General features: G+C 53.6%; 19 protein-coding genes. 8 read left to right on the top strand and 11 right to left on the bottom strand.

Annotated elements, in window-relative coordinates; translation table 11 throughout:
- Position 1: 1 nt before the first annotated feature.
- Entirely contained in the window at positions 2-1,153 is a 1,152-nt protein-coding gene (locus tag WC598_RS08180) for a Coenzyme F420 hydrogenase/dehydrogenase, beta subunit C-terminal domain (RefSeq protein WP_372960995.1), read from the top strand.
- A 274-nt stretch (positions 1,154-1,427) separates the two neighbouring features.
- Here the strand turns inward: WC598_RS08180 and WC598_RS08175 are convergent, their stop codons facing one another.
- Complete coding sequence (locus WC598_RS08175) at positions 1,428-2,027, bottom strand: hypothetical protein (RefSeq protein ID WP_372960994.1); 600 nt, start codon at positions 2,025-2,027, stop codon at positions 1,428-1,430.
- 256 nt (positions 2,028-2,283) lie between these two features.
- On the opposite strand from WC598_RS08175, the gene fdhF reads away from it, so the two are divergent.
- Together fdhF and WC598_RS08165 are read left to right on the top strand one after the other, a co-directional pair.
- A complete protein-coding gene (gene fdhF / locus WC598_RS08170; RefSeq protein WP_372960993.1) occupies positions 2,284-4,350 on the top strand; it encodes a formate dehydrogenase subunit alpha in 2,067 nt (688 codons plus the stop codon).
- 2 nt (positions 4,351-4,352) lie between these two features.
- Positions 4,353-5,609, top strand: a complete 1,257-nt coding sequence (locus tag WC598_RS08165; protein ID WP_372960992.1) for a Coenzyme F420 hydrogenase/dehydrogenase, beta subunit C-terminal domain — start codon at positions 4,353-4,355, stop codon at positions 5,607-5,609.
- 285 nt (positions 5,610-5,894) lie between these two features.
- On the opposite strand, the gene WC598_RS08160 is transcribed toward WC598_RS08165, so the two are convergent.
- Together WC598_RS08160 and WC598_RS08155 are read right to left on the bottom strand one after the other, a co-directional pair.
- A complete protein-coding gene (locus tag WC598_RS08160) occupies positions 5,895-6,563 on the bottom strand; it encodes a DUF4013 domain-containing protein (RefSeq protein WP_372960991.1) in 669 nt (222 codons plus the stop codon).
- Between the two features lie 216 nt (positions 6,564-6,779).
- Entirely contained in the window at positions 6,780-6,953 is a 174-nt protein-coding gene (locus WC598_RS08155) for a hypothetical protein (protein ID WP_372960990.1), read from the bottom strand.
- Between the two features lie 324 nt (positions 6,954-7,277).
- Here WC598_RS08155 and WC598_RS08150 point away from each other — a divergent pair, with 324 nt between their 5' ends.
- From WC598_RS08150 to WC598_RS08140, 3 genes are all read left to right on the top strand, one after another.
- Complete coding sequence (locus tag WC598_RS08150) at positions 7,278-8,555, top strand: GNAT family N-acetyltransferase (RefSeq protein ID WP_372960989.1); 1,278 nt, start codon at positions 7,278-7,280, stop codon at positions 8,553-8,555.
- A gap of 703 nt (positions 8,556-9,258) precedes the next feature.
- On the top strand, positions 9,259-9,633 hold the full coding sequence (locus WC598_RS08145) for a hypothetical protein (RefSeq protein WP_372960988.1): 375 nt from the start codon (positions 9,259-9,261) through the stop codon (positions 9,631-9,633).
- A 58-nt stretch (positions 9,634-9,691) separates the two neighbouring features.
- Positions 9,692-12,652: a PAS domain S-box protein gene (locus tag WC598_RS08140; protein ID WP_372960987.1), complete on the top strand. Its 2,961-nt coding sequence runs from the start codon at positions 9,692-9,694 to the stop codon at positions 12,650-12,652.
- A gap of 130 nt (positions 12,653-12,782) precedes the next feature.
- On the opposite strand, the gene WC598_RS08135 is transcribed toward WC598_RS08140, so the two are convergent.
- Entirely contained in the window at positions 12,783-13,676 is an 894-nt protein-coding gene (locus tag WC598_RS08135) for a hypothetical protein (protein ID WP_372960986.1), read from the bottom strand.
- A gap of 268 nt (positions 13,677-13,944) precedes the next feature.
- Here WC598_RS08135 and WC598_RS08130 point away from each other — a divergent pair, with 268 nt between their 5' ends.
- Positions 13,945-14,625, top strand: a complete 681-nt coding sequence (locus WC598_RS08130) for an N-acetyltransferase family protein (protein ID WP_372960985.1) — start codon at positions 13,945-13,947, stop codon at positions 14,623-14,625.
- Between the two features lie 135 nt (positions 14,626-14,760).
- Here WC598_RS08130 and WC598_RS08125 read toward each other — a convergent pair whose 3' ends face one another.
- Entirely contained in the window at positions 14,761-15,369 is a 609-nt protein-coding gene (locus WC598_RS08125) for a LytS/YhcK type 5TM receptor domain-containing protein (protein WP_372960984.1), read from the bottom strand.
- A gap of 311 nt (positions 15,370-15,680) precedes the next feature.
- Between WC598_RS08125 and WC598_RS08120 the strand changes: the two genes are divergently transcribed.
- Positions 15,681-16,088 carry a bacteriohemerythrin gene (locus WC598_RS08120; RefSeq protein ID WP_372960983.1) on the top strand — a complete coding sequence of 136 codons (408 nt, stop codon included), beginning with the start codon at positions 15,681-15,683 and terminating at the stop codon, positions 16,086-16,088.
- 81 nt (positions 16,089-16,169) lie between these two features.
- Here the strand turns inward: WC598_RS08120 and WC598_RS08115 are convergent, their stop codons facing one another.
- The 6 genes from WC598_RS08115 to WC598_RS08090 form a co-directional block, all read right to left on the bottom strand.
- Entirely contained in the window at positions 16,170-16,535 is a 366-nt protein-coding gene (locus tag WC598_RS08115; protein ID WP_372960982.1) for a hypothetical protein, read from the bottom strand.
- A 158-nt stretch (positions 16,536-16,693) separates the two neighbouring features.
- Positions 16,694-18,835 (bottom strand): C13 family peptidase, encoded by a 2,142-nt coding sequence (locus tag WC598_RS08110; RefSeq protein WP_372960981.1) that lies wholly within the window; start codon positions 18,833-18,835, stop codon positions 16,694-16,696.
- 184 nt (positions 18,836-19,019) lie between these two features.
- On the bottom strand, positions 19,020-20,642 hold the full coding sequence (locus WC598_RS08105) for an ATP-binding protein (RefSeq protein WP_372960980.1): 1,623 nt from the start codon (positions 20,640-20,642) through the stop codon (positions 19,020-19,022).
- Positions 20,620-21,648 (bottom strand): DNA double-strand break repair nuclease NurA, encoded by a 1,029-nt coding sequence (locus WC598_RS08100; RefSeq protein WP_372960979.1) that lies wholly within the window; start codon positions 21,646-21,648, stop codon positions 20,620-20,622. Before WC598_RS08100 ends, WC598_RS08105 begins: the two co-directional genes overlap by 23 nt.
- Positions 21,648-24,086, bottom strand: a complete 2,439-nt coding sequence (locus tag WC598_RS08095; RefSeq protein WP_372960978.1) for an AAA family ATPase — start codon at positions 24,084-24,086, stop codon at positions 21,648-21,650. Before WC598_RS08095 ends, WC598_RS08100 begins: the two co-directional genes overlap by 1 nt.
- Positions 24,083-25,225, bottom strand: coding sequence for an exonuclease SbcCD subunit D (locus WC598_RS08090; protein WP_372960977.1), 1,143 nt, complete (start codon positions 25,223-25,225; stop codon positions 24,083-24,085). The genes WC598_RS08095 and WC598_RS08090 overlap by 4 nt, the downstream gene beginning before the upstream one ends.
- Positions 25,226-25,395 lie beyond the last annotated feature (170 nt).

Raw genomic sequence — 25,395 nt, 5'->3', positions numbered from 1 at the left:
CATGGCAAAGAAAGGCGATATGCTCTATGCCTGGACCAATGATGCCGGTCTTGCAAAGAAGGCAGAATGCGGTGGTGCGGTAACCGAGCTTCTCAAGTATGCTCTCGAGAGCAAGACCGTTGATGCAGTGCTTGCAGTCAGGCGCGGCGTTGACCTCTATGATGCGATCCCGGCTATCGTCACCGACCCCAAGGATCTTGACGCGTGCGCCGGCTCGCTCCACTGCGGAACGATCCTCCTCTCCAAGCTGGTTGTAGAATACGCACCCAAGCTTTCCGGCAAGAAGATTGGCATGGTTGTCAAGGGCTGCGACATGATGGGCGTCCTTGAGCTTGCCAAGCGGAACATCCTCAACCTTGACAACATCGTTATGATCGGTGTCAATTGCGGTGGATCGGTCAACCCGACCCTTGCCCGCCGGATGATCAAGGAAGTGTACGGTGTGGACCCGAACAAGGTCACCAAGGAAGAGATTGACAAGGGCCAGTTCATCATCGAGTACGAAGGAGGTCACAAGGGTATCTCCGTTGACGAGCTCGAAGAGGCAGGCTTTGGCCGCAGATCGAACTGCCGCCGTTGCAAAGTAAAGATCCCGCGCCAGGCAGACCTTGCCTGCGGGAACTGGGGAGTTATTGGCGAGAAGGCTGGCAAGGCAACCTTTGTTGAGGTCTGCTCCGAGAAGGGTGCAAAACTCATCAAAGGCGCTGTCGATGCCAAGAAACTCTCTACCGAGGCAGCAAATCCCAAGGGTATCGAGATCCGCGGAAAAGTCGAGAGTGCAATGCACAAGCTTGGCGACAAGTGGCGGAAGCATGACTTCGAAGCCCTTGCACCCGTTCTCTGGGAGACCATTGCAAAGGAGACCGGCCGCTGCATGAAGTGCTACGCATGCATCGACCACTGCCCGGTCTGTGTTACCCGTGCTGACAAGTTCCAGCAGCCCGACATGATGGTTCGCCACGGGGTAATCCCGGCCGACCCGATGTTCCACCTGCGCCGGCTTGCGCATATCTCAGACTCCTGCATCAACTGCGGGCAGTGCGAAGAATGCTGTCCTTCGGAGATCCCGCTGGCGCTCTTCAGCCATGCAATCCGCACGGAGGCAGACAAGCTGTTCGAACCCAAGCTGGGGAAATCAGCTTACACCAACTAATTTTTTTGGTGAATGCTGTAAACCGTTGTTTGGTTTCTTATTCCATATCCATCTCTAGGGATACTCACGGGGACCTGTGCTCCAGGGGGAGATCTTGCAGGCGATCTCCCCCGTATCTCATCAACAATCCCGTGAAAGATCCGGTTTTTCGTCACACCACTGTAACGTGTGTTATGCCGTTTTAAAATGGACCCGCAGATCCCGGAATTTTCCCCTAACCCGGTTCGGACCCGGAGTAATGCTCTCCCAATGGAAATAACCCGTTCTGGTTCCTTCACCGCTCCGGTGGATCGTGAACCTGATCCTGTAATGATATCTCTGCAGGGTGATTTTTCTTTGAGGGATACCCGCAGGCTGCAAGAACTCTCCCTGCATCGATGGCCTTGTCTTCACGTATCCCCATGGAAAGGGATGAGAGAGAAACAACCGATACCGGGACCCTGATGCCGAACATGTCCACTGCGGGAACCGGAAAGCGGTTGTTTTGAATATAATTGCGAACGCTCCAGCGGTCGACAATAATTCCCATATCCGCAAGGGTGGAAGACACGCGGGGGAAATGCATGGTCTCCCCGAGTGTCACACAGAGATCCACCACCGGAGCCCCGATGCGGGTATCCGGGTAAACGGGCTGATCGGCAAGACAGATCTGCCTGCAGCGGCGACAACGGAACCGTTTCACCAGTACATGGATGATCTTCTTTTGTTCCCCATCCATCAAAACGGCAAACTGTTTTTTTTTCACATCATATCCGGCAGGTTCCCCCCCGCATCTGGGACATGCTTCGCAGGATTCAAACCGGATATTGTCACAGGATGTAAGCGCTGCCAGGATGAGATCCGGGAGCATTGGCGGTATCCGGTTTTTTTTCATGATAATCATCCCTGTCCTTTTTTACGATATCTTTATCTTTTTGCAGTTACCCGCATGAATATTTCAAGCATGGAGCATACCTACAATTACTGAGATGAGATGATAAACCCACTTCTGTTCACCAGTTTTTGTGAAAATTTCAGAACGGTTAAATAATCCAAGGGTAGACAATTTGTGTTCAATCAAAATTCTATGAACAAATCCACTAAGTCAATTGTTGTTATAAAAAACAGATGAACAAATCTGGTGATCATTCATGGAAGACATAAAATCAGAACTGAAATATACAGCAACGACCTGTCCCTACTGCGGGGTTGGCTGCGGCCTTAACCTCGTATCCAAGGGGAATAAGCTCGTTGGTGTCGAGCCGTACAAGCGGACACCGATCAACGAGGGCAAGCTCTGCCCGAAGGGTGCAACCTGCTGGGAAACCGTCCAGAAGCCGGGCCGGCTGACAAAGCCCTTAATCAAGAAGGGCGACAAGTTCGAGGAAGCCTCCTGGGACGAAGCTATTGACCTGATTACGAAAAAGTTCAAGGAGATCTCCGACAAGAACGGCCCCAGGGCTCTTGGTTTCCACACCTCGTGCCGTACAGTCAACGAGGACTGTTATGCCCTGCAGAAGTGGGCCCGCGTTGCGTTCCAGACCAACAACGTTGACAACTGTGCCCGTATCTGCCACGGACCCTCCGTTGCCGGCCTCTCGCTCTCGTTTGGTTCCGGTGCAGCAACAAACCCGTTCGAAGATGTCCTGAACTCCGACCTCATCGTCATGTGGGGATCCAACGCCGTTGAGGCCCACCCGCTTGCCGCCCGCCGCGTTATGCAGGCCAGGAAGAAGGGAATCCCGGTTGTTGTCGTTGACCCGCGTTTCAGCCCGACTGCACGGCTTGCCGACAAGTATATCCGGTTCAACCCGTCGACCCACATCGCCCTTGCCAACAACATGATGTACTACATCATCAAGGAAGGCCTTGAGGACAAAGAGTACATCAAGGAACGCACGAAAGGCTTCGAGGACCTCAAGAAGACGGTCGAGAACTATGCCGATGCCACGAAGATCCATGGTGTTCCGCAGGAGATCGTCCAGGAGTTCGCCCGCCAGTATGCAAATGCAAAGAACGCAGTCATCATCTACTGCCTCGGCATCACCGAACTCACCACCGGTACCGATAATGTCCGGTCCATGGGTAACCTTGCTCTCTTAACCGGCAATGTCGGCCGCCCCGGTGTCGGTGTCAACCCGCTCCGTGGACAGAACAACGTGCAGGGCGCCTGCGACATGGGTGCATACCCGAACGTATTCTCAGGTTACCAGGCCGTTGCCATCCCCGAGAACCGTGCCAAGATGGAGAAGGCATGGGGTATGAAGGAAGGCTCCCTGCCCGACTGGTATGGTGTCACCTTGACCGAACAGATCACCCAGTGCGGCGACCCGATCAAGGCGCTGTACATCCTCGGCCTGAACCCGGTAGTATCCTACCCCGACTCGAATCATGTCAGGAGATCCCTTGACAAACTCGACTTCCTTGTCATCCAGGATATCTACTGGAACGAGAGCTGCGAGTACGCGGACGTTGTCCTGCCCGGCACCTGCTTTGCCGAGAAGGACGGTACGTTCACAAGCGGCGAGCGCCGTGTCAATCGTGTCCGTAAGGCCGTTGACGGTCCCGGCGAAGCTAAGTACGACTGGGAGATCATCGGCATGCTTGCCAAGAAGATGGGCCTCAAGGGCTTTGACTGGGAGACCGCAAAGGACGTCTGGGACGACATGCGTTCAGTTACCCCCGGCCAGTTCGGAGTAACCTACGAGAAGATGGAGAAGCCCGAGTCAGTCCACTGGCCCTGCCCGACCATCGAGCACCCGGGAACACCAATCCTCCACATCGGAAAATTCTCCGCAGCGGATGGCAAGGGCACGATGTTCGGCCTTGAGTACCGCCCGCCCGCAGAAGTGGCCGATGCCGAGTACCCGTTCACGCTCATGACCGGTCGTATCATCTTCCACTACCACACCAGAACCCAGACCGACCGGAGCCCGACCCTGCATAACGATGTGCCTGAAAACTACATGCAGATGAACACGCTGGATGCAAAGGAACTCGGCATCAAGCCGTACGAGAAGGTCAAAGTGACAAGCCGCCGTGGAGAATCCATTGCTATTGCACGCGTTACCGATGATGTGGGACCAAAAGTGCTGTACATGCCAATGCACTTCGCTAACGGTGCAAACAACCTTACCAACACGGCACTCGACCCCCTCTCCAAGATGCCGGAGCTCAAGCACTGTGCTGTCAAGGTTGAGAAGATCAAGGAGGCCTGAACATGACCAAGAAAGGCGATATGCTCTATGCCTGGACCAACGATGCTGAGATCCAGAAGAAAGCTGAACTCGGTGGCGCAGTCACCGCAATCTGGAAGTATGCACTCGAGAGCAAGGCCGTTGACGCGATCTTCGCGGTCACCAAAGGTGTAGACCTCTACGATGCGGTCCCTGTCCTTATAAGGGACCCCAGGGACCTCCCGAAGACTGCCGGATCACTCCACTGCGGTACGCTCCTCATGGCCAAGCTCGTCAAGAAGTTCCTTGACGGTGCAAACGACATGAAGATCGGTGTCACCGTCAAGGGTTGCGATGCAATGGCATTCTACGAACTGGCCAAGAGGAAGCAGATCAACCTTGACAACATCGTCATGATCGGTGTCAACTGCGGAGGTTCGGTCAGCCCGATCGTTGCCCGCAAGATGATCAAGGAGAAGTACGGTGTCGACCTCGAGACCGTCCACAAGGAAGAGATCGACAAGGGCCAGTTCATCATCGAGTACGAGGGAGGCCACAAGGGTATCTCCGTTGACGAGCTCGAAGAGGCAGGCTATGGCCGCAGGTCCAACTGCCGCCGCTGCAAGATGAAGATCCCCCGCCAGGCAGACCTTGCCTGCGGAAACTGGGGAGTCATCGGCCCCAAGGCCGGAAAGGCAACCTTTGTTGAGGTCTGCTCCGAGAAGGGTGCAGCTCTCCTAGACGGTGCTGTCAAGAAGGGTGTCCTCGCAACCGAGGCTGCCAACCCCAAGGGTCTCGAGATCCGGGGCAAAGTCGAAGGCGCAATGCTCAAGCTCGGCGACAAGTGGCGCAAGCACGACTTCGAGGCACTTGGCGAAGGCAAGGATCGCTTGAAGAAGATTATGAGCGAGACCTCCCGCTGCATCAAGTGTTACCAGTGCATTGATGTCTGCCCGATCTGCTACTGTGTGGACTGCACGACCAAGAACCCGGCGTATGTTCCACCCGGCGAACTGCCGGTCAACTTCATGTTCCACCTGATCCGGTACTCGCACATTGCAGATTCCTGTGTGAACTGCGGCCAGTGTGAGGAAATCTGTGCAGCAGAAATCCCGAATGCACTTTTCATGCACGCCCAGCAGGTTGAACTCGAGAAGATGTTCGGCCACGTGCCCGGCGTTGACATGGAACTTCCGCTCATGGCCTATGCCGAGGAGAAAGAGGAGCGATCACGGCTCCACAACACCGGCAGCGATATGATCTACGAAAACGTGTTCAACCCGCTTTCCAAAAAGCACTAATCCCTCTTTTTTTATCCTGCTACATTTCCGATCCTGGGATGCCTTAGCGTAAAACCGGATATGTCGGATTTTTACGTTTTTCATTGCAGCTATGCCGATCCGTTTCCGGGGGAATTCTGTATGCCTGACCCGTAATACCCTCAATGTTGTCCGGGTTTTGATCTCATCCAGAATCCGGTAAAGACGCACGCAGTTTTGATCTTTTTTGTAAGATACACTATCCTGTTCCGGATAGTAAGCCCCGTATCAGCAGGAACCTGGTAAAAAAAAGGAAAGAAAAAGAGATTATGCAGGTCCGGCAGAATCGTAGATCCGACAGAGGTAGCGGGCCTGGAACATCGTGAGGAACGGGATGATGATGAAGAGAATGAGTGTCCCAACCATGGGAATGAGCGCGCAGATCATTTCAACAACCCCAAAGATGATTCCCATGATGATCAGGGCAATGATGTAGTTGACCCAGCCAATCTTTGCAATGGTGGTGAGAATGGCACCAAAGTTGAAGGCCTCACCCATGCTGCCGGTCCTGGCAAAACGGACAATACCGATATTTGCAAATAATCCGATGATGATGGCAGCGATGATGAAGATGACAAGTCCGAGAAGGAATGTCCCGACTGCACCCATTGCAATTGAGTTCACTGCTGCGGGGTTGCCACCGGCCGCTACAGCTTCCATGACCAGCGGGGCAAGCGTGAGGAACGCAATGATGAAGAGCGGGATTGCATAGATTATGCCTATGATGAGGTACTTGATACCGTCAATGAACAGGGTTCCCCAGTTCTCGACTTCGGGTGAGGGTTTCTCGCCGCGGAGAATCCGAAGCGTGTAGCCCATGAGGGGCAGCGTGAGCAGGATCGTTGCAATGAGAAGCAGGATCCACTTCATCCATTTTCCTACGAGACCTTCCTTTGCATATTCAAAGGATTCTCCAATCATGTTTCCAAAATCCATATCTGTCACCTTTTTGATGATACTTCACGTTATGGCGTATCGCTATAAAAAAGGCTTGATGAGAAACGATTCCGCGCTGGCAGGAACCTTTTTTCCCGGTGATTTCCCTGCTCCTCTTCAGCAGAGCCGGCAGGACTGGATGTGGATTCAACCCGCAAGCAGCCCCGCTTTCAGCATGAACGTGGAGGATGCCCGCAGGAAAGAGGATACACTCCCTCAGAGATTGACGATCTCAAGGCCCAGGTCATTCCCGATGACCGGTGTTGAGATAGCGAGTGAGGCCATGAGAACCGGTGAGAGAAAATTTCCGATGATGGCGGCTGTAATCCCCGCCCGGATCATTGCCGGGGAATAATACGTCTGACCCGGAGATTCATTTTCGGTATTCATTATCAGAAGGCTCCGATATATTGGCTGTGGGCAATACCGTTTCACATACAATCAGCCGCATGCACAATACGCTCTTCTCATGTGGGGGTCGAATCCGAAGGTAAATCTGCACTGTACGGATACCTTTGCTGGAGATCTCGAAAGGGAAAAATCAGGAATTGTTTTAAAATACCTCCTATCTACATCGCGTTCATAGGGAATGATACGATCTTAACCAAGGTCTGCCGCTCTTTTTTCCTAAGGGTGCATTCACCGGGATCCGATTCAGATCACTATGCATAAAAAAGGGCCGGATCATAGTATCCTGAAGAGCAAGGCTGCCCGATGTTCGAAAAGGTCCTCCTCCCTACCGATCTGTCAGAGATGTCAGGAAAACTCATCGCATGCGTAGCCGACATCCGGAACGTCAAAGAGGTAATCCTGCTCCATATCGTCCGTAACGGGCAGTCACTGGTACGGGAACGTGAAGCTGTGGAGCACCAGCAGGCCCTCATCACGAACCCGGATATTGCGGTGAGATGTCTCATCCAGGAAGATTCCGGTGATGATATTCCTGCTGCAATCCTCAAAACCGCCGAGGCCGAGCGCCCCTCCCTTATCCTCATGGGGGCCAGGAAAGGGCGCCTTAGTAAAATCCTCCTGGGCCATGACGATATTGAGGTCCTCGCCCACAGCAGGACCCATGTCCTTATCATGCGGTTTCCCACGCAGGGTTTCTTTTCATACCATCCCCGGATGATGGAGGCTTCGCTCTTCTATCGGATCCTCTTCCCTCTCGATTTTTCCCGGCCCGCAAACGATGCACTGAAATATGTTGGTGAACTCGAAGGGGTCTCGGAGATCATTCTCCTCCATGTCATCCGGAAGATCGAAACCGAGGAGCGGATGAATTACATTGTACGGGAAGTCGAGAAACGCCTGGCAGATGCCCGGGAGGCGATCAAGGCGGACCCCCCGGACATACGGGTGAGAATGATGGTCCGGTACGGCGACCCGACCCGGCAGATCGAGATTGTGGCAGACGAAGAGGTGGTCTCGCTCGTCATGATGTCCCGCTTCGGGAAGGCGGATTACATAAGGAAAGTTCCCCTTGGCATGACGACATCGAGGGTTACCGCCCTGGTAAAAAAGCCCGTGCTGGTCATGTTCACTGCTATCCAGCTGGAGATCAACACCCGAGAGCTCACCGCGTCCGAATTCTACCTGGCCGAGAAGATCTGGTTTGATTACCACCAGACGAAATCGGATCATGATCACGACCGGATCTTTGCCGTTTTTATTGAAGACACGCTGGTCAGCGTTGCCCGGTGCAAGCGGCACGATGACGGGTACGAGGTGGACGGGATCTTCACGTGGGAGGAGTTCCGGGGAAACGGGTACTCCAGAAAGGCCCTCGACCTCATGATGCAGGAGTGCGGCAGCCACGTCCTCTACATGTATGCGGTGCGGCACCTCGTTGATTTCTATGCATCGTTCGGGTTTGTTTCCATTCCTGAAGAGGAACTGCCCCTCTCGATCCGGGAGCGATACTCCTGGGCAATGGGCGAGATAGTTGGCGCCGGGGTCTGCCCGATGAAACGGGAACCGGATAAAGGTCTATGAGGTCTATGAGGTCATCCTCTCGTACTGGGAAGGGGACGGGTTCCGGACCAGTTTTGTCTGGATGAACTGCATCAGGATCCTCCGGCGGCTCATCGCATATCTCATCTGCCGGAATGCACACGATCAAAAAAGCCCGCACCGGTTTTGGTTATCCGTAGAATCATTTCGGTGTTCGGGTTTCTCTCCAGGGTAATGTACTATTCTAGCCCCTGAATCCATAACGGATTTACAGATTGAAAAAAGGTAAAAAAAATCTGCCTAAAATTTAATGCAAAAAAGGAAATTCGTTTTGGAGCGGAAATACTGACGCTCCAGGGGCTTCGCCCCGCCGCCATGGCACCCCATTTGCGATAGTGCTGTATTACCAGGATCGGGATTTTTGGTAATACCGAGGAATCGCATGCGCCCCCGCCCCCAATGGGGGCAGGGCTGGCGCAAAGGGGGGGCGGACTATTGTAAATGATAGATGTTAGGGGCTGGATTGGCACTTTACCCCTCTCCAATCCGCTTTATGTCATCCAACGGGTGACCCGGCCCGCCAGGAAACCCGGACACCCCTCGGGCAGAAATCCGAAACCCCGGGCTGCCGCACGATCTGGTGCGTACCTCTCCTGTAGCCTCCGGCCCTTTTTCCCTTCTGACTTCTCACCCGGCAGGAACAAATATCCGGGCGGAAATACTCTGATGCACGGATCCTGATGCTATGAAAAAAGCCTGTCTGCTCCTGCTGGTACTCCTAGCCATTTCCCTTAGTACGGGATGCGTCTCCCCCTCTCCCAACCGGGAGATCGTGGTCACCAGTCCGGATATCGAAAACCCGGACCCGGTTAGCATCGGCTCGGTTGACATGTACACCCCCCGGTTCCGGATAATGAATCCCTCCAACCAGACCTATACCAATATCGTCGTCAGGATCGATGTATCCCCGCTGCTGACCTACTGTCACCCGGCCACAAAAACCATTGAGATTACGGCCCTGCATCCCGGGGAGAAGAAGATCGAACAGATCCCGATTACCGAGTTTCACGATATTAACTGTCAGTATTCTTTCACGTATGATGTGATGTCGGACCTATGATCCCCCACAAGAATCTATTTATCATTGTTAAATAATCAGTAATCCACGGAAAAATCCCATGCCCCCCGTCCCCTCGCTTGAAGACGAATTACCGCTCCTGAAAATATCGGTTGATCAGTCATCCGATGAAGTCTTCTGGCTTGATTTTGCGGGCAATGTTCTCTATGTCAACGATGCCGCCTGCCGGATCACCGGGTATTCCCGTGAAGAGCTCTGCGCCATGAAGATAGCCGGACTGGACCCCGGGATGTCCCCCGGGGCCTGGGAAGCATCCGTGGCTGATCTTCGGGAGAAAAAGACCCAGTTCATCACCTCCCGGCACCAGTGCAAAGATGGCAGGTTCATCGATGTCGATATCCTGGCCATCTATGTCAATCAGGGCGACCGGGAATTCAGTTTTGCCTATGTTAGGGATATCACGGAGCGCAAACAGGCCGAAGCATTGCTCCGGGAGACCGACCGGAAGTACCACCTGCTGGCAGATCATGTCCACGATGTCATCTGGACTACCGGCCGTGATTTGCATTTTACGTATTTCTCTCCCTCGGTCATGGCACTCCGGGGTCTGACTCCTGAAGAAGCCATGGCAGAGATGTGGCAGGATGCACTGACGCCAAACTCCTACCGGGCACTGAGGGAGAGCCGCGAGCAGGGACTGGCCGCGTGGAGGAGCGGCGGGTCTGTTCCCCGCAACATTGTCATGGAGCTGGAGTTCCGGTGCAAGGACGGATCAACGGTCTGGACCGAAATGGCCATTACCCCCATCTTTGACAAAGACAGGACACCGGACGGAGCTGTTGGCATTATCCGGGATATTTCCCAGAGACGGCTGATGGAACAATCCTTGCGGGAGAGCCATGCGAAGCTTCGCACGGTCCTTGATAATTTACCGGATCTCGTTCTCGTGCACCGGGACGGGATCATCCTCTATGTCAATCCTCCCATGATCGAGAACATGGGTGTATCCCCGGAGGAAGTCCTGAACACGCCTATTCTCGATTACATCCCTGCCCGGTTCCATGCACGTATTACTGCGGCCATCCGTGAGCGTAAGGAGAATGGCCCGCATGAGCCGTACGAGATCGAGGTAGAATCTCCCGTGAAGGGCCACCGGGTCGTTCTCATCCGCGGATCCGTCATAGAATTCAACGGCTCTCCTGCAGTCCTGACGGTGCTGACTGATGTTACCGAGCAAAAACGGGCTGAAGATGCGCTCCGGGAGAGCGAGGAGAAATTCCGGTCCTTTGTTGAGAATGCAAATGACATCGTTTTTTCTCTGACTCCCGATGGTATTACGTCTTATGTCTCCCCGAACTGGACGGAGATCCTGGGACATGATACTGCAGAAATTATCGGAAAACCGGTGAGACACATCCATCCCGATGATTTACCCCGTGTCCGCGAGTTTATCCGGCAGTCCGTTGCAACCAGGAAAAAGGCGTCCGGGATAGAATACCGGATACAGCACAAGGATGGTACCTGGCAGTGGCATACCCAGAATATCTCCCCGGTCTATGATGCCGGTGGTACGGTTGCTGCAATTCACGGCATCTGTCATGATATCACCGGGCGCAAGAGAACCGAGGAGACACTCCGGAAGAGCCAGCAGCAGCTCTCTGAAGCAATGGATATCGCCTCCCTGGTAAACTGGGAATACGATGCCACTGCCCGGCTTTTCACCTTCGATGACCGTTTCTATAATCTCTATGGCACTACTGCTGAGCGGGAAGGCGGCATGCAGATGTCTCCGCAGACCTATGCGCAGGAATTTGTCCACCCCGACGATCAGCATCTCCTGTTCCGGGAAATTGAAAAACTCCTAAAGACAACCGATCCCGGTTACCGGGCAGAAGTGGAACACCGGATTATCCGCCGGGATGGAGAAATCCGGTACATTATCGCCCGTATCGGGGTTGTTCTGGATGCAGAAGGAAGGCTGATCAGGACCCATGGCGCAAACCAGGACATCACCGAGCGCAGGCGGCTGGAAGAGGCGCTCAGGCAGAGCGAGGAGAAATTCCGGTCCTATGTGGAGAACGCCAATGATATCATCTACTCCTTAACGCCCGAAGGTATTTTTACGTACGTCTCGCCGCGGTGGACGGAAGTGCTGGGTCACGATGCCCGGGACGTCCTTGGAAAACCGATTGACCTCTTTCTCCATCCCGATGATCTTCCCGCATGCCATGCATTTGTGCGGCAGGTTCTCGACACCGGGGAGAAGAAGGGTGGTATCGAGTACCGCATCCGGCATAAGGATGGCACCTGGCAGTGGCATACGACAACGGCGTCCCCTCTCCGCGATGACGCGGGATCGGTTGTATCGTTCCTCGGCATCTGCCGGGATATTACCGGGCGCAGGCGATCTGAAGACGCCATCCGGTCCGCGAACCGCCAGCTCACCCTGCTCACCGGCATCACCCGGCATGATATCCTCAACAAGGTCTCGGTCATCCTCGGTTTTCTTTCCTTTGCCGAGATGAAATCCACCGATCCGGTCATAAGCGGGTACCTGGAAAAGATCCATGCCGCAACCACGGCGGTCCAGTCGCAGATCGAGTTCACCCGGGTGTACGAGGACCTCGGTACCCATGAGCCGCAATGGATTGACCTGAGCACGATCCTGTCCCGCCTGCATCTCCCGGCAACGATTGGCCTTTTTGCCGATGTGAAGGGTTTACAGATTTTATCAGACCCCATGTTTGAAAAAGTCTTTTTCAACCTCCTGGACAACTCGATCCGGCACGGGCAACAGGTGACTGCGATCCGGATCTCGGTCCACCCCTCCGGTGGGGATATGATTGTTGTGTGGGAGGACAACGGGGTTGGCATTGCTGCTGACGAGAAGGAGAAGATCTTCGAACGGGGTTTTGGGAAGAACACCGGCCTTGGCCTCTTCCTCTCCCGCGAGATTCTCACCCTGACGGGGATCACGATATCGGAGACCGGGGATCCGAGCCGGGGAGCCCGTTTCGAGATACGGGTGCCAAAAGGGGTATTCCGGATTTCCGCGGAATAACGTCACCGTGTTTTTACAGGTGAAGAATGGTATGATTCCGCTGAATCTTTCGTAACAATCCTGTTTTTTTTATTTCCAAGGCTCCGTGTTTACCGTTTCCCCTGACGGGAAACTGGATCCGGGTACCGGTTTACTGGGACGGGGTCTGCCGTATCCAGGTGCGGAGGCGCATCCCGTTAACGCACAGGGTTACCCCGAGAAGGATCGTGATCGCGCCAAGAACCTCCATCAGCAGCACAAAGACACCCGCAGGACTGATGTGGAGGAGAATGGTGAGGATAAGCGAGATGATACCCGTTGCCAGGCGGCTGTAAAATCCCTCGGGTACGGCACTTTTACCTTTTGTCACCCGGAAGAGGAGCATGCTGGCACTTGCGAGCATCCAGACCGTGAGGACGGCGAGGATGCCGGTCATCCAGTAGTCCATGGGCAGGAGAAACGCGAGGATTCCTGCACAGAATATGATGATTCCCGAGAGGAGATCCCGGGCCTTGTACATCCGGGGCAGCCCGGCCCGGATGGTCCGGATAAAGATCATGCCTGCAATGCAGAGGATTGCAAGCGGGAGGAGCAGCTCGAAGATGTTTTTGAAGATCCGGACCGGGTTATTGAGGATAAAGAGCCCCACGATTAAGAGGAGCAGCCCGTACACAACCTGCTCCTGCCAGATGAACCGCTGGGTTGCAAGGGTCTCTGCCATACTCTCGTTGTCAACCCTCCGTGTATCCATGATCAGGGTCATGAATGTGTCGCTGATCATGAGAACCAGCGGTGCGTCATCGATGAGGTGGAGCAGGGGATTTCTTTTCGGATCATACCGGTCCAGGTGCACCCGCCATCCGGTCCTTGTCTCGTGCACATGGAACCGGCCTTTCCGAAAGCTAGCAATGGTGCCCGGGGAGGGGACATTGATCCGGGACCGGATCCATCCGGCATCAAGGGGTTCGGTTACCGATGCCTTCGGTATCTCGACTTCCCATATACCCTGACTCAACGGGTCTAACAGATCATCCAGCCTGGTCAAAAATCCGCTCCTTCTGCTGCTCTCCTGTTGATGATTAGTGGGATGTCATATAATTTGAAGAAAACGAATGGAAAAAACCTGATGCGGGCTGACCGGAGCACATCTTCCGGAGATGTTTTCTTGTGTATCCGGCCCAGCTATCCGGCCCGTCACGGTATCGCATAATCATTTCCCGAAAACCGGGTGCCGTTAACTCCCTTATGCGGCGGGTTTGCTGCCTGACCGCGGGGAATAATTAATCTGGTTGCGTGCATTACAGAAGAGTGTCATGCTACGAGAGAACCGCTCTCCTGAAATTCCTTCTGCAGGCAATAATCCGGGTACCCCGGTCATCTCGTTCCTGTCAGAAGCGGACGCAGGACCGGTAACGCAGCTCTATGCCGACATCTTTCTTGCCGATGAACCCACGTCCGTGCGCATAGCGCCCGATCCGGCCCGGCTCCTCCCCCTTGCCCACTGGTACGTGGGCCTCCTTGCCCGGCGGGGATTCAGCTTCGTTGCCCGGGCCCCTCATACCGGCGAGCCGGTCGGGTTCCTGTTCAGTTTTGACATCACGGATGATTTTTGCGAAGATCCCATGCGGTATGCAGCCTACCTTGACAATTTCCGGGAGGCGATCGCCATGATCGATGAACTGGAAGAGCGTTTTCTCGACCGGCGCAGTATTCCTCCCGGCGCAGTCCTGCATGCCCTGCAGGGTGGCGTCAGCAGGGATTACCGCCGGTGTGGCCTGCTCAAGGCCATGATGGAACGGCTGGTAACCCGGGCCCGCGAGCGGGGATACCGGCAGATCGTTGCCGAATGCACGAACCCGGCTTCGCACAAGGCATTACTGGCATCCGGGTTCTGCCAGGCCGGCTTTTTAGCATACGACACCTTCCAGATCAACGGTGCGCCCTGCTTTGCCGGGCTCAGCGGAGGGCTCTCTCTGATGGTGCTTGATCTCTGACTGCCGGATTTCCGGCAAAATGGCCGCTCATTTACGGCGTTTTGTGACACATTCGAGAGAATGCCCGGATACAATCCCCTTCAATAATCCAGCCCTCTGACCGGATCCAGATTGATCCTGCTATGTACTGCCCCATTATTTCGAGTGAATGATCCTGAGCATCTCGATCCTGCTGTGGATGACAATAATGCAGATCCCTACTCCCAGGGAATTTGCAATAATCATCTGGGGGATGTTTTCCATGAAGATTGTACTGGCAACACTGAACGGGTTGACCAGGACAAGGATCAGGATGCCGTGCATCAGTTCCATGAGAGCGCCAAAGATCATTGCGAGAACAATCCCGGGTAATTTCCCTTTGCTGAAATGGTACAGTGCTCCGGCAAGGAGCCCGGCAAGGATCGTGCCAAGCGAACAGGCAACAGCAGATGCCCCGCCCAGGGACAGGCGCTGAATGCCACCGATGAGCCCTACTGCAAGACCGGCATACGGGCCGGCTATCAGGCCGGCAACGATAGGACCGATGTCCCGGATATTCATGATGGAGTCGTACTCGGTCTGCATGCCGACATATGTCCCGAAAATCGAGAACAGGCCAAACAGGACGACAAGGATGATATAATCCCGGAACTGCGCTGTTTTCGTTATGACCCGCTCGATCGGTTCCAGTTTTGTGACGATCTCGATAAAAACAAAGATAAAGATTTCAGCTGAGGCAAAAAGGGTGAGATACGGTCCCAGCATACTCCCTGAACCCGCTGTTGTCATCCTGCTCCCTAAAAAATTGTCTTACGGACTTATGTTATCCGCATGTTGTTAATTGTTGTCCTTATCTCTTAAAACCGGTTACGCCTCAAGCGGGCGATCCCCATGGGTGTTTTATCCCCGGGGGTTCCTGGCGCGACGGCCGGACAAAAGCCCACGGAGTTTTCTGTATGCCCGGGTTTTCCTGTACGGGTAAAATCCGGAACCGGTTGGGACTAAAACAGTGAGAATCCTCCCCTTTTCCGCTGCTGTGAAAATCGTTAAATACACCGGTTGGCAGACATGAACGCATGCCACTCATGACATGGAATGATGAACTGAGTGTTAAGGTCAAGGAGATTGACGACCAGCACAAGAAACTCATCGGACTTATCAACTGCCTTCACGATGCCATGAAAGGCGGACAGGGAAAACAGGTGATGGAATCCACCCTCCAGGAACTTGCATCCTATACCGTCTACCACTTCCAGGCTGAAGAGAAGTACATGCAGAAGTTCAGTTACCCCGGGTATCATGCGCACAAGCTCAAGCACGATGCCTTTGTCAAAAAGGTCTCCGATTTCCAGAAAGATTTCGAGGCCGGCCGCCTCGGTCTCTCCCTGGAACTCATGAATTTCCTCAAGGAATGGGTTACAACGCATATCATGGATACCGACCGGCAGTATTCCGCAACGTTTGTAAAAGCCGGGCTTAAGTAAAACGGGCATGTCGCGGGATTATCCCGGGGGCTATAGTATCCGGCCCCTTTGCAACCGGTGGCCCGGGGGGAGAGGAACCGGTCAGGGCCGGAAGTACCACATCCTCCCGTTGCCATCTTTCTCTTCTTCCAGGGTCCGGTCTTTCACGCACTGCTTTACATATCTCCTGAACAGCTCTTGGGAAATATCCCCGGCCTGCCAGGTCATGGTGGCGAGACAGAATTTTCCTTTGGACCGTTTGAGATAGTGATCCAGTTTCTTCTCCAGCCTTGTTTTTATGGGATCGGATCGTTTCCCGGTTTTTTGTGATGTGTTGTCAGGGCCGCAGGTGGTGGACCTGCCCAGGTTTTCCGCACCGGTTTTCCAGATATACTTGCACCGCTTGCAGCGCAGGGTCTCGAGGAGAGGATAGACCCGGTCGCTGCCACAGAAAGGACATACTGGCATGGTTCTTCAAACCTGTACCGGAACGATCGGCCGTTTTCTGTGCATCCTGCAACAACAGGTGGAAAACAGGGTCCGCATTCCGTTCACGGTAAAAATTTCCTGCAAACCCTTGTAATCATGTTGCTCTCTCAAAGGCCCCATGATGCAATGGTTCCGGTTCATGATTTCACGTACTCCCGGACCGGCATATCGAGGTTGAAATTTCCCGTGCTTACCATGCGGACATGCGAGCCGGTCACCTTCCTGTACGTAGCGGGATAGAGGTTACGGAAGGTGATATTGCCGTCTGCCCGGATTGAGCTGAGAACGCTTGAAGTGAACTCGTCCGAGAGCCACTGGTTGATGTCCGGATCATAGGTTGCCCCGAGCGAGGGCTCGCTTTTAGCTGCCCCGGTCAGGTAAAGGATACCCGGGGCCGTAACATTGGTTACCATGCTCTCCCCAAAACAGGTATCCACGAAAAAGGCCATCTGCCGGTACTGGTGGTTCTGCCCCATCGAATCCGTAAGCGCGGCAAACTCCTTTGCAGTCAGGACTGAATTACCGGTCCCGAATACAATCTCTCCCGGTGAACCATGACTCGCAATGTACACAAATACATCCGTGCTGGTATTGCCCTCGATGACTACCGGCGTGGATTCGCTCTTGTTGCCGGTCATGATGTTTTCGAACGTTGATGCGCTCACATTTGCACCATAGTAATCCACATCCGCCGCTGACCTGATATTGGGTCCTTTCGGGGTATTATGGACATCTCCCCTGAGGGGATTTTCCGGAACGGTGGGAACATCGTCGTATATCATGAGGATGATGTCTTCGTCGCTGACACCGTTCTGGCGGAGCAGGGTATAGACCGTGAGAGCATCGGACTGGTGCCGGTAATTGGTCCACCCTCTCGAAGGCCCGACAATCACGGCCTGAAAGTTTGTTCTGTTTACCGGAGCACTATAGGTTCCGAGAAGGGCTCCGGAAGAGGACATGAGTCCGACCGAGGCATGGGATCCCCCGGCCGATTCACCGCCGGTTTTGTCCGGAACCGTGCTGTTCACTGAATCGAGGACGCGGAGGGTCCGGAACGTGCCGTTGCTCACCTGCCAGTGGGAGTAGTACGAGGAGATCGGATCTACCCCCAGCACTTCATCGTACTCGAGGCCGCCACTTGCGCCGGTGATCCAGGGCATGGGTCCGCTCTTGATCTTCTCAAGCGCTGTGCGGACGCCCTGCGCATCCCAGCCGGTGACCGTTCCCTCGCCATACACGACCCGCCGGACCGAGTCCGGAAGCGACTCGAAGGGCTCTTTTTCCTGCCGGGCCTCGGTAAACGCAGCAACCAGGAGGGCATCATAGGCAGGCGCTGCATAATCTGCCGGGCGCTGCCCGAATTTCTTCTCGTATGCTTCAGTAAATCCGGTTGAAGGATCTGCCGTGGGGTTCGTGCCCTCGAGCCCTTCGGCAGCAGCACCAAGTGAACTTACCAGGACCGGTGTGGCTGCGGAATCGGTAAAGAAGAGTTTTGTCCGGCTTCCGGACCGGTCAACCGCCCGCTTGATCCTTGCAGCATCTTCCGGATAAGCAACGGCAATAAGGTAATCCGGGTCTGTCGCCAGAGCATCGGCAACATCGGCTTCAAGCGCAGGTGATCCTTCGTTGAACTGGCGGATGAAGGGGACATCGATGCCGTATTCGGTTGCAAAGAATCCGGTCCAGTCATAGAACGTGTCGCCATAGGTGCTGCTGTCCGCGAGCAGGGCTACTTTTGTTGCCCCCTTGCCTTTTAAGATCGTGAGGATGACCTTGACTTGGGCTGCGTCGCCCTGCACAGTCCGCCAGACATACCCGTTCTTTCCAAATGCCCTGAGAATATCCCCGGATGTCGCGGACGGGCTGATGAGGACTTTCTTTTTTGCAATGAATGCGGGAGCGAGCGCGTACACCTCATCACTTTTTTCCGGTCCTATCACGATATGGATGGAATCGTCGTTCAGGAGCACCCGGCCCAGCTCTGTTGTATTTCCAGAGCCCGTGTCCCTGTACACGAGCTCAACCGGCCTTCCTGCGATCCCCCCCTGGCTGTTGATGGTGTCTTTGGCCCATTCGAGCGGCTCTTTGAATTCCACATCGCCGGTTATCGGGAGGAGGACGCCGATACGGACCGGGGTATTTGCGTGGATTACCATATACCCGGCCCAGGCTGCGGCCAGAAGGATTACCATGATGAGAGCGATGAGCCCGAGCGTTTTTTTGTTGATGGATATCACCGTTGCCTTTAAGGAAACCGGGTATTCACGCGTGAGAAGCAACCGGTTTTATGTACCACAAGATGGGGATACCAAAAAGATAAGGATAGTTATCCGGGCCTCATTGTTTTGCAGTCCGCTCATCACGCTGTCAGTCCTGTCCGGGGTTGTCTGCGTTCCTCCATCGCACATTCGTGGAAGATCTGGGTGGATGAACCCCCGGCCCCGAACACTCGGGGAAAAAAGATTATCCGAACCCAGGTGGAAGCCCGTCCCGGATGTTTCGTGCTTTCTGTTTGTTAAGTTCCTTCACGTAGTCATCAAACCAGTGGATTCGTGTACTTACCGGGAACGGAATTTTTAAAGTACTAATAATTGCTTCTCCCGTATCTAATGTCTGGATCTCTACTTCCATCTTTGATAAATCCTGTTTGGCACTTCCCATTACGATATCACGATCTCCACGATCACCGAGTCCCATGACAACAAATGTGTTAATTTGGGCTAGTACTTTCGGATCAACATTTTTTGGTTGTTGTGTAATAACACAAAGACCAACCCCAAATTTTCGTCCTTCCATGGCGCATTCACGGAATATCTGAGTCGATGCTCCACCACTGGATAATACTCTCTGCGCCTCATCGATTGCGATTAATACTTGTTTTTTAGCAGGAGTGTCATCATCAACACCAAAATTCTCTGTCGTTTCTCGATGTTTGGCGAGAATTTTTCGTGTAATTATTGATAAAATAAAAAGTTCGCTCCTCTCACTCATCCGGGGAATGTCAATGAGAACGACTTTCTGATTGTGTAAGGCAGTTAATATTTCGTTAAATACCGATGTCTTTTCTCGGAAGAATTTTTTATTACCCTGAACGATAATATCGATTTTTCGTTTGATCGATTTTAGTGTTGAAGGATAGAAACTGCGTAATTTGTTGGCAATTTCCGGATAATCCCCCTGATATACATTTTGATTAGTTGCATTTGGCAGGGTATCTATATCGGTGTTAAGGAAAAAGGGAATCGTTTTACTACAATCGAAATCATCTAGAGATTCGATTACTTCCCATTGTGGCGGAGATAACTCAAAAAGGAGGCCGAGATCGCTCATTCGGAAATCATCGTATTCAAGCATGAGTCTATTGGCGGAATAGTTTTTTCTATGGGTTTCATCAATTGTGAAAATTGCTAGATGGTCTTTTCCTTCGGTATATGCTGGTAAACCGAATGTTGTTTTTCCCGTGCTCGAGGGTCCACCTGTTAAATATTCCCCATGTGGATCCACAATGAGAAGACCAAAATTATGAACTTTCATGCACGATGCACAGAATACCCGCATGAAATTGCTCTTTCCCATACCCGTTGTTGCAAATACTCCCATATGTTGAGGCAATACTTCGCTGGGGATTTTTACCGGGACCTCTTTGAGGTCATTCTGGCCAGTTCGCATCACCCCTATTTCGATATCTCCCATCAGTTTTGTTAAAAATGCAAAATCTTCGGCTTTCGGAATTGTGACTTCGGAAAATTTTATTGGGACTGTACGGGGTTTCCTGAATTTTCCTGTCTCATCAATAAATCCGAGAGGGACCGCTTCAATTCCGAGAAAAACATCTTCACCAAGACCGTAGAATTGTTCGCTGAATGGACGGGTATCCCAGTTTTGATCGGCGAAATTACTCTCATGGAATAGATCGATTACCTTTGCAAAAAAAGTATACTTCTTTCTTGCATCCTGAATTTTAACAATATCCCCAACAAACAGGTTCGCATCGTGAGGTACAATAAACCGATATGACAGCACGCTCTTCCCGATCAATCGGAATTTTGTCTTGTCTGAATTTTCAATATCGTTTAAAGTCATCATGAATATCACCAAAAAGTAAGTCAAAAATTTCCTTGTTCAATCCGTGCGATGAAAAACCCTTCATGAGATCCTGTCGGATTTGTTCCATCACCGTTTTGTCGATTACAACGGTCCTGTGAGCATCCAGTAGGGGATAAGGGTATCCAGGTATTCGCCCATCATCGGAACATGCAACTATTGAGTTCATAATCAGTTCAACCGTTTTTTCATCCGTTCCTTTTGGCAGTTCCATTTTGAGGGGGAAATTCTTAGATGGATGTACGGAAGCCACATACAGATCTCCCTGTCTTCCCCGTTTGTAAACCGCGCTATCAAGCAGATGTTCATTAATCCGAACCCACCAAGGCCCTGACATGCCAAATTTACGGGCCATGCCCCCAACTGTAGGTAATAGGGGATGCCCACCCCCCCATGTCGCATGAGTCCGTTTCGTGATTGCTGCAAGGAGTACGCCACGGTCCTGTGCGGTCTGGATAATTTTCTGCAATATGGGATCATGATTCTGGTCCGTTACGCGTAATGCCCCATCAAGGAGAAGAAGGGATCCTTTGGGAAGCTGCTTGGTCTGTTGTAATGCAATCCAGTATTCAAGGGTGTCACGGAGAATTTCCGATACTTTTTCTGCATCATTGTTTTTCAGATTTGTTTCAGGAAATATGCCAAAACAATCACTCATGAGGATCTTGAAATCCTCGTTCTCTTCTTCCGGGCCGACAGAAATTACGGAGAGGGGTGTTATTGCCCGTGAATGACGTTCTCCTTTGGAAAAGGTTGTCTGGACTGCGCGAATTGCAGCGAGCGCAAAACTACCCGATTCAGCAATGATAGCATTACTCCCGTCAATTGCACAGACAATACCGGCAGATTTTCTTTGGATGGGATGGATATCCTGGTCGGTGAGATGGCTGAACTCAGAAAACTTTTCAACCAGATCATAGGGCATCTGATGTGAGATTCGTTCGAGAATAAGGGTGATTGATTCATCATAGGATTTTTTTAGGGTCATCACTCCACCACCTTTACCCGGCTTGCGCCATCTGTTCCCATCTCGATGACGAGCGTGTTTGCAAACTCGCCCTGCATCTCGGCGATGTGCGAGATGAGGAGGATCTGGGGGAAGCGGGACTCTTGCGTGCGGAGTGCGGTGAGGAGGTTGTTTCGCCGCTCCTCGTCCTGGCTCCCGAAGATCTCGTCAAAGATCAGGAACGTGCTCTCGTGCACCTGGTGGAGTTCCGCAAGGTACCGTGAGAGGGCGATCCGGAGTGCGACCGCGATGTCGTCCTGCTCCCCGCCACTAAAGCGGTCGATGGCGTAATCGTTGTCAACGTCACGAACGAGAAGGTTGAAGTCATCATCGAGAAGCACCTGCTCGTACCGTCCGCCGGTGATCTCGCTGATTATCCGGCTCACTTCGCCTTCGAGCCGGCTCCGCACGACCTGCATGAGGTACACCACATACTCCGCTATGAGGGCCCGGGTGAGTTTGAGGAGTTCTATCTCGTCTTTGAGGGCGGCTGCCTGTTGCTTTAAGCCGGCGATCTGCTCTGCGGCTTTTTTATAATCCACGATTTTCTCTTCGGCGAAGCGGAGGTCCTTGGTCGCATTCGCGATGATAACCTCCTCATTCCGGAGGGCCACATCGGTCTCTGCGAGGGAGTTCTCGATTCTTGTTGTCTCTGCCGGATCGAACGCGGAGGCAGCGATCTCTTTCTCTAGAATCGCAAGCCCTGCGTTCCGTTCCGCAATGCGGGTAGTAAGTTCGGCCAGTTGTTGCTTTGTGGTGACAGCCTGCCCGATCTTCTTTCCGAGCTCGATGAAGCGGGCCTGCGCCTTCTGGACATTTGTGGCCTCGGCCTCGCAGATCTTGCAGGCTGTATCGTCGTAGGCGAGCGCTGCCATTGTTTCGGCAAGGACCTGCTGCTCCCCGGTCTTTTTTGCATGCTTCTGTCTGAGTTCCACAAGCTCGGCCTCGTACCCGACCCGAAGTTTCAGCCTGCCGGCAATGGTACGGAGCGTCTCAAGGGATGGAACGAGGGCACTGATCGCAGTTTTTTCTTTTTCGAGCCGCTCTTGTTTTTCGAGGTCGGTTACTGCCCGCTCTTCGAGTTCCCGCAGTTTTACCGAGAATTCCGCATCAAGGCACCCGAGGTGCTCCCCGAGTTTCTGCCGACAGAGCGGGCAGATGCCATCGGACCCGGCTTTTCGCAGGGTTTCAAGGTCGGTGGTTATCTTCTCCCGTTCCTCGCGGTATCGCTCCTGCTGTGCGGAAAGCGTGCCTGCCCTCTTCATGATCTCGTTCAACCGGTAACTGAGCGCACTGTCGAGCCGGTCGTCCGCGAGCTCCTGGCCGGCTCCGATGCCGGCCCGGATGGCGGTGCAGAGCCGGGTATGTTCAGCCTCATCCTTGTCGAGGCCCGCGAGGAGTGACTTCTGCTTCTCTTCCCGTGTGGCAAGATCGGCAATCTCGCGCTTCAGAAAAGCGATCTCCCCGGTGAGCCGGACATGTTCGGCCTTCTTTTTCTGGAGGAGATCGAGCCGTTCCCGTACTTCCGCGTACGAACCGGCGGTCTTCTCGATCCGGTGGTACTCGGCCTCCTCATCCGCGACCAGGGCGAGGGCTGATTCGAGTTTCTTTGCCCGGATTGTCTCGTCCGCGAGTTCCTGCCGGAGTGCCTGCTGCTGCTCGCGAAGCCGGCTGTATGCCAGTTTCTTCTCGGCAAGGACTTTCTGCTGCCCGTCGATTTCAGCCCGCTTCTTCTTAAAAATGTCGCGGGTGGTGATGTGCTCAGCAATTGCTGCCGTGAACCTTGTAACCGATGCCTGAAGTGTGGCGAGTTCCTCTTCGCTCTGCCGGCCGGCCATTGCCGCAAGCTCGCCTTCCTTCCGCTGGAGCTCCCCGGCTTTTGTATCGATCTGCTCTTTTAGGATCTTCTGGCTCTCGGTGTTCAGAAAATCGATCCCGAGCGCCCGGAGAAACCACTCCTTCCGCTTGCCCGGCGTGTTTTCAAGGAGCGTTAAGAGATCTTTCTGGCCGGCGTAGATCGTGTTTTTGAAATCTACCGGCCCCATGCCGAGCGTCCTCCTGACTTCGGTCTCGACCTGGCTCACGCCCGTTGCCATCATTTTTGTGTTCTTGTAGAATTCTGCTTCGTGCGTGACGCTCTTTGCCTTCTTGAAGATGCGGATGACTGCGTACCTGTCACTACCTATCGTGAATTCGAGCCGGACCTGGCACTTCTCTTTCTGGCCAGCAAAACTGGAAACAATGTAGTCGGCTGTGATCCCGGTTGCCTGCACGCCGTACAGCGCAAAGAATATTGCTTGGACGAGGCTCGACTTGCCCGTACCGTTGTTCCCGAGCACGCCGGTGATACCATCTTTGAAGTTGATCTCGGCGTGCCGGAACCGCTTGAAGTTGTCGAGCACGAGCCGGTCGAGGATCATTCTGCCGTCCCCCGGTGCTCGTCCATCACGGACTGCAGGACTTCTTTCCCGCGTGCGAGCGCGAACTCCTTCTGCTTTGCGGAGATCTGCTGATTTCCTACAAAGCCCTCAAACTCCTGCAGGTAATCGATCATCCGGATGTCCTGCTGGAGCGGGACGGGTGAATCATCTTCCTCCGACTTCACCCGGATTTTCAGGTCCAGGAGCTGTTCGCGGACACTTGCAAGATCCCGCATGTCGATGCCCTTGCCATGCTCCCGCGAGAGACCATCGAGCGTCACCTGAGCCATCGCGTATTTTGGCAGGTTCTTCTTTGTCACCCGGGCGATGATCTCTTCCGTGATATCCCCGGGGTGGACGCCCTGGCACTTGATTGTCCCACAGTCCGCCATCGGGGTCTTCGGGAGTTCGAGGTGCGTAACCTCATGCCGGCCCGGGTCCACGAGAAGCCCGCCCTTCTCGTCCCGAATCTCCCCATACGTGAGAAACTCGGTCGAGCCCGAGTACCAGGCATTGTCCGTGATCTGGCACTGGCGGTGGTAGTGGCCGAGCGCAATGTAATCGAATCTATCCGAAAGGATCGTGCCGTCCAGCTCGTGCTCGGCAACGGTTGCGAGCCTCTTGTCCTTGATCGCGGTTGCGAGCCCGTGGGTCACGAGCACGTTCGTGTGGCCGGGTGCGAGCTCTACCTGATCATAGGCTGCCCGGTAGTCTTCCACGCGGAGCATATTCGGGATGAGGTGGAATATCGTGTCGCCGATCTCCACCTTCTCGTACCGGAACCTGTAGGCCGCGGTGATTTGCGACTTGTGGTACGTGAGGACTTCGAACGGCGAGGTCGTGTACCGGGTCTTTACCATGCTGTGGTTGCCGGCAATGATGACGAGCGGGATGCCAGCTTCACTGAGTCTTTCGAGTGCTTCCAGGACGGTTGTGTAGGCTTTGGTTTTTGGTTTTACCGTATCGAAGAGGTCGCCGGCATGGACGAGTACGTCCGGCTTCTGGCGGATAATCCCATCTATCGCTTGGAGGAAGTTGTCGTAAACCTGCTTCTCCCGGAGGTTCATGCCGGATTCGGGATCGAGCCGGTTGAACGCAGCGAGACCCAGGTGGGTGTCGGCGATGTGGATGAGTTTCATCGTATACTTTTGTATGGAATTTTATGGGATATAAGGGGGTGGGGGATGGGGGGAAAATGGAAGTGGGATGAGTGGATTATAAAGAAAATGCATCTAGATACAAATTTTCATAGCGATGACGATACATTTTGAGAAAATCCTTTTTTTTATTGAATGAATGAGACCTATTG

It is taken from the genome of Methanoregula sp., from assembly GCF_041645475.1.
Lineage (GTDB): Archaea > Halobacteriota > Methanomicrobia > Methanomicrobiales > Methanospirillaceae > Methanoregula.
This window is presented reverse-complemented; position numbering and strand designations above follow the sequence as displayed.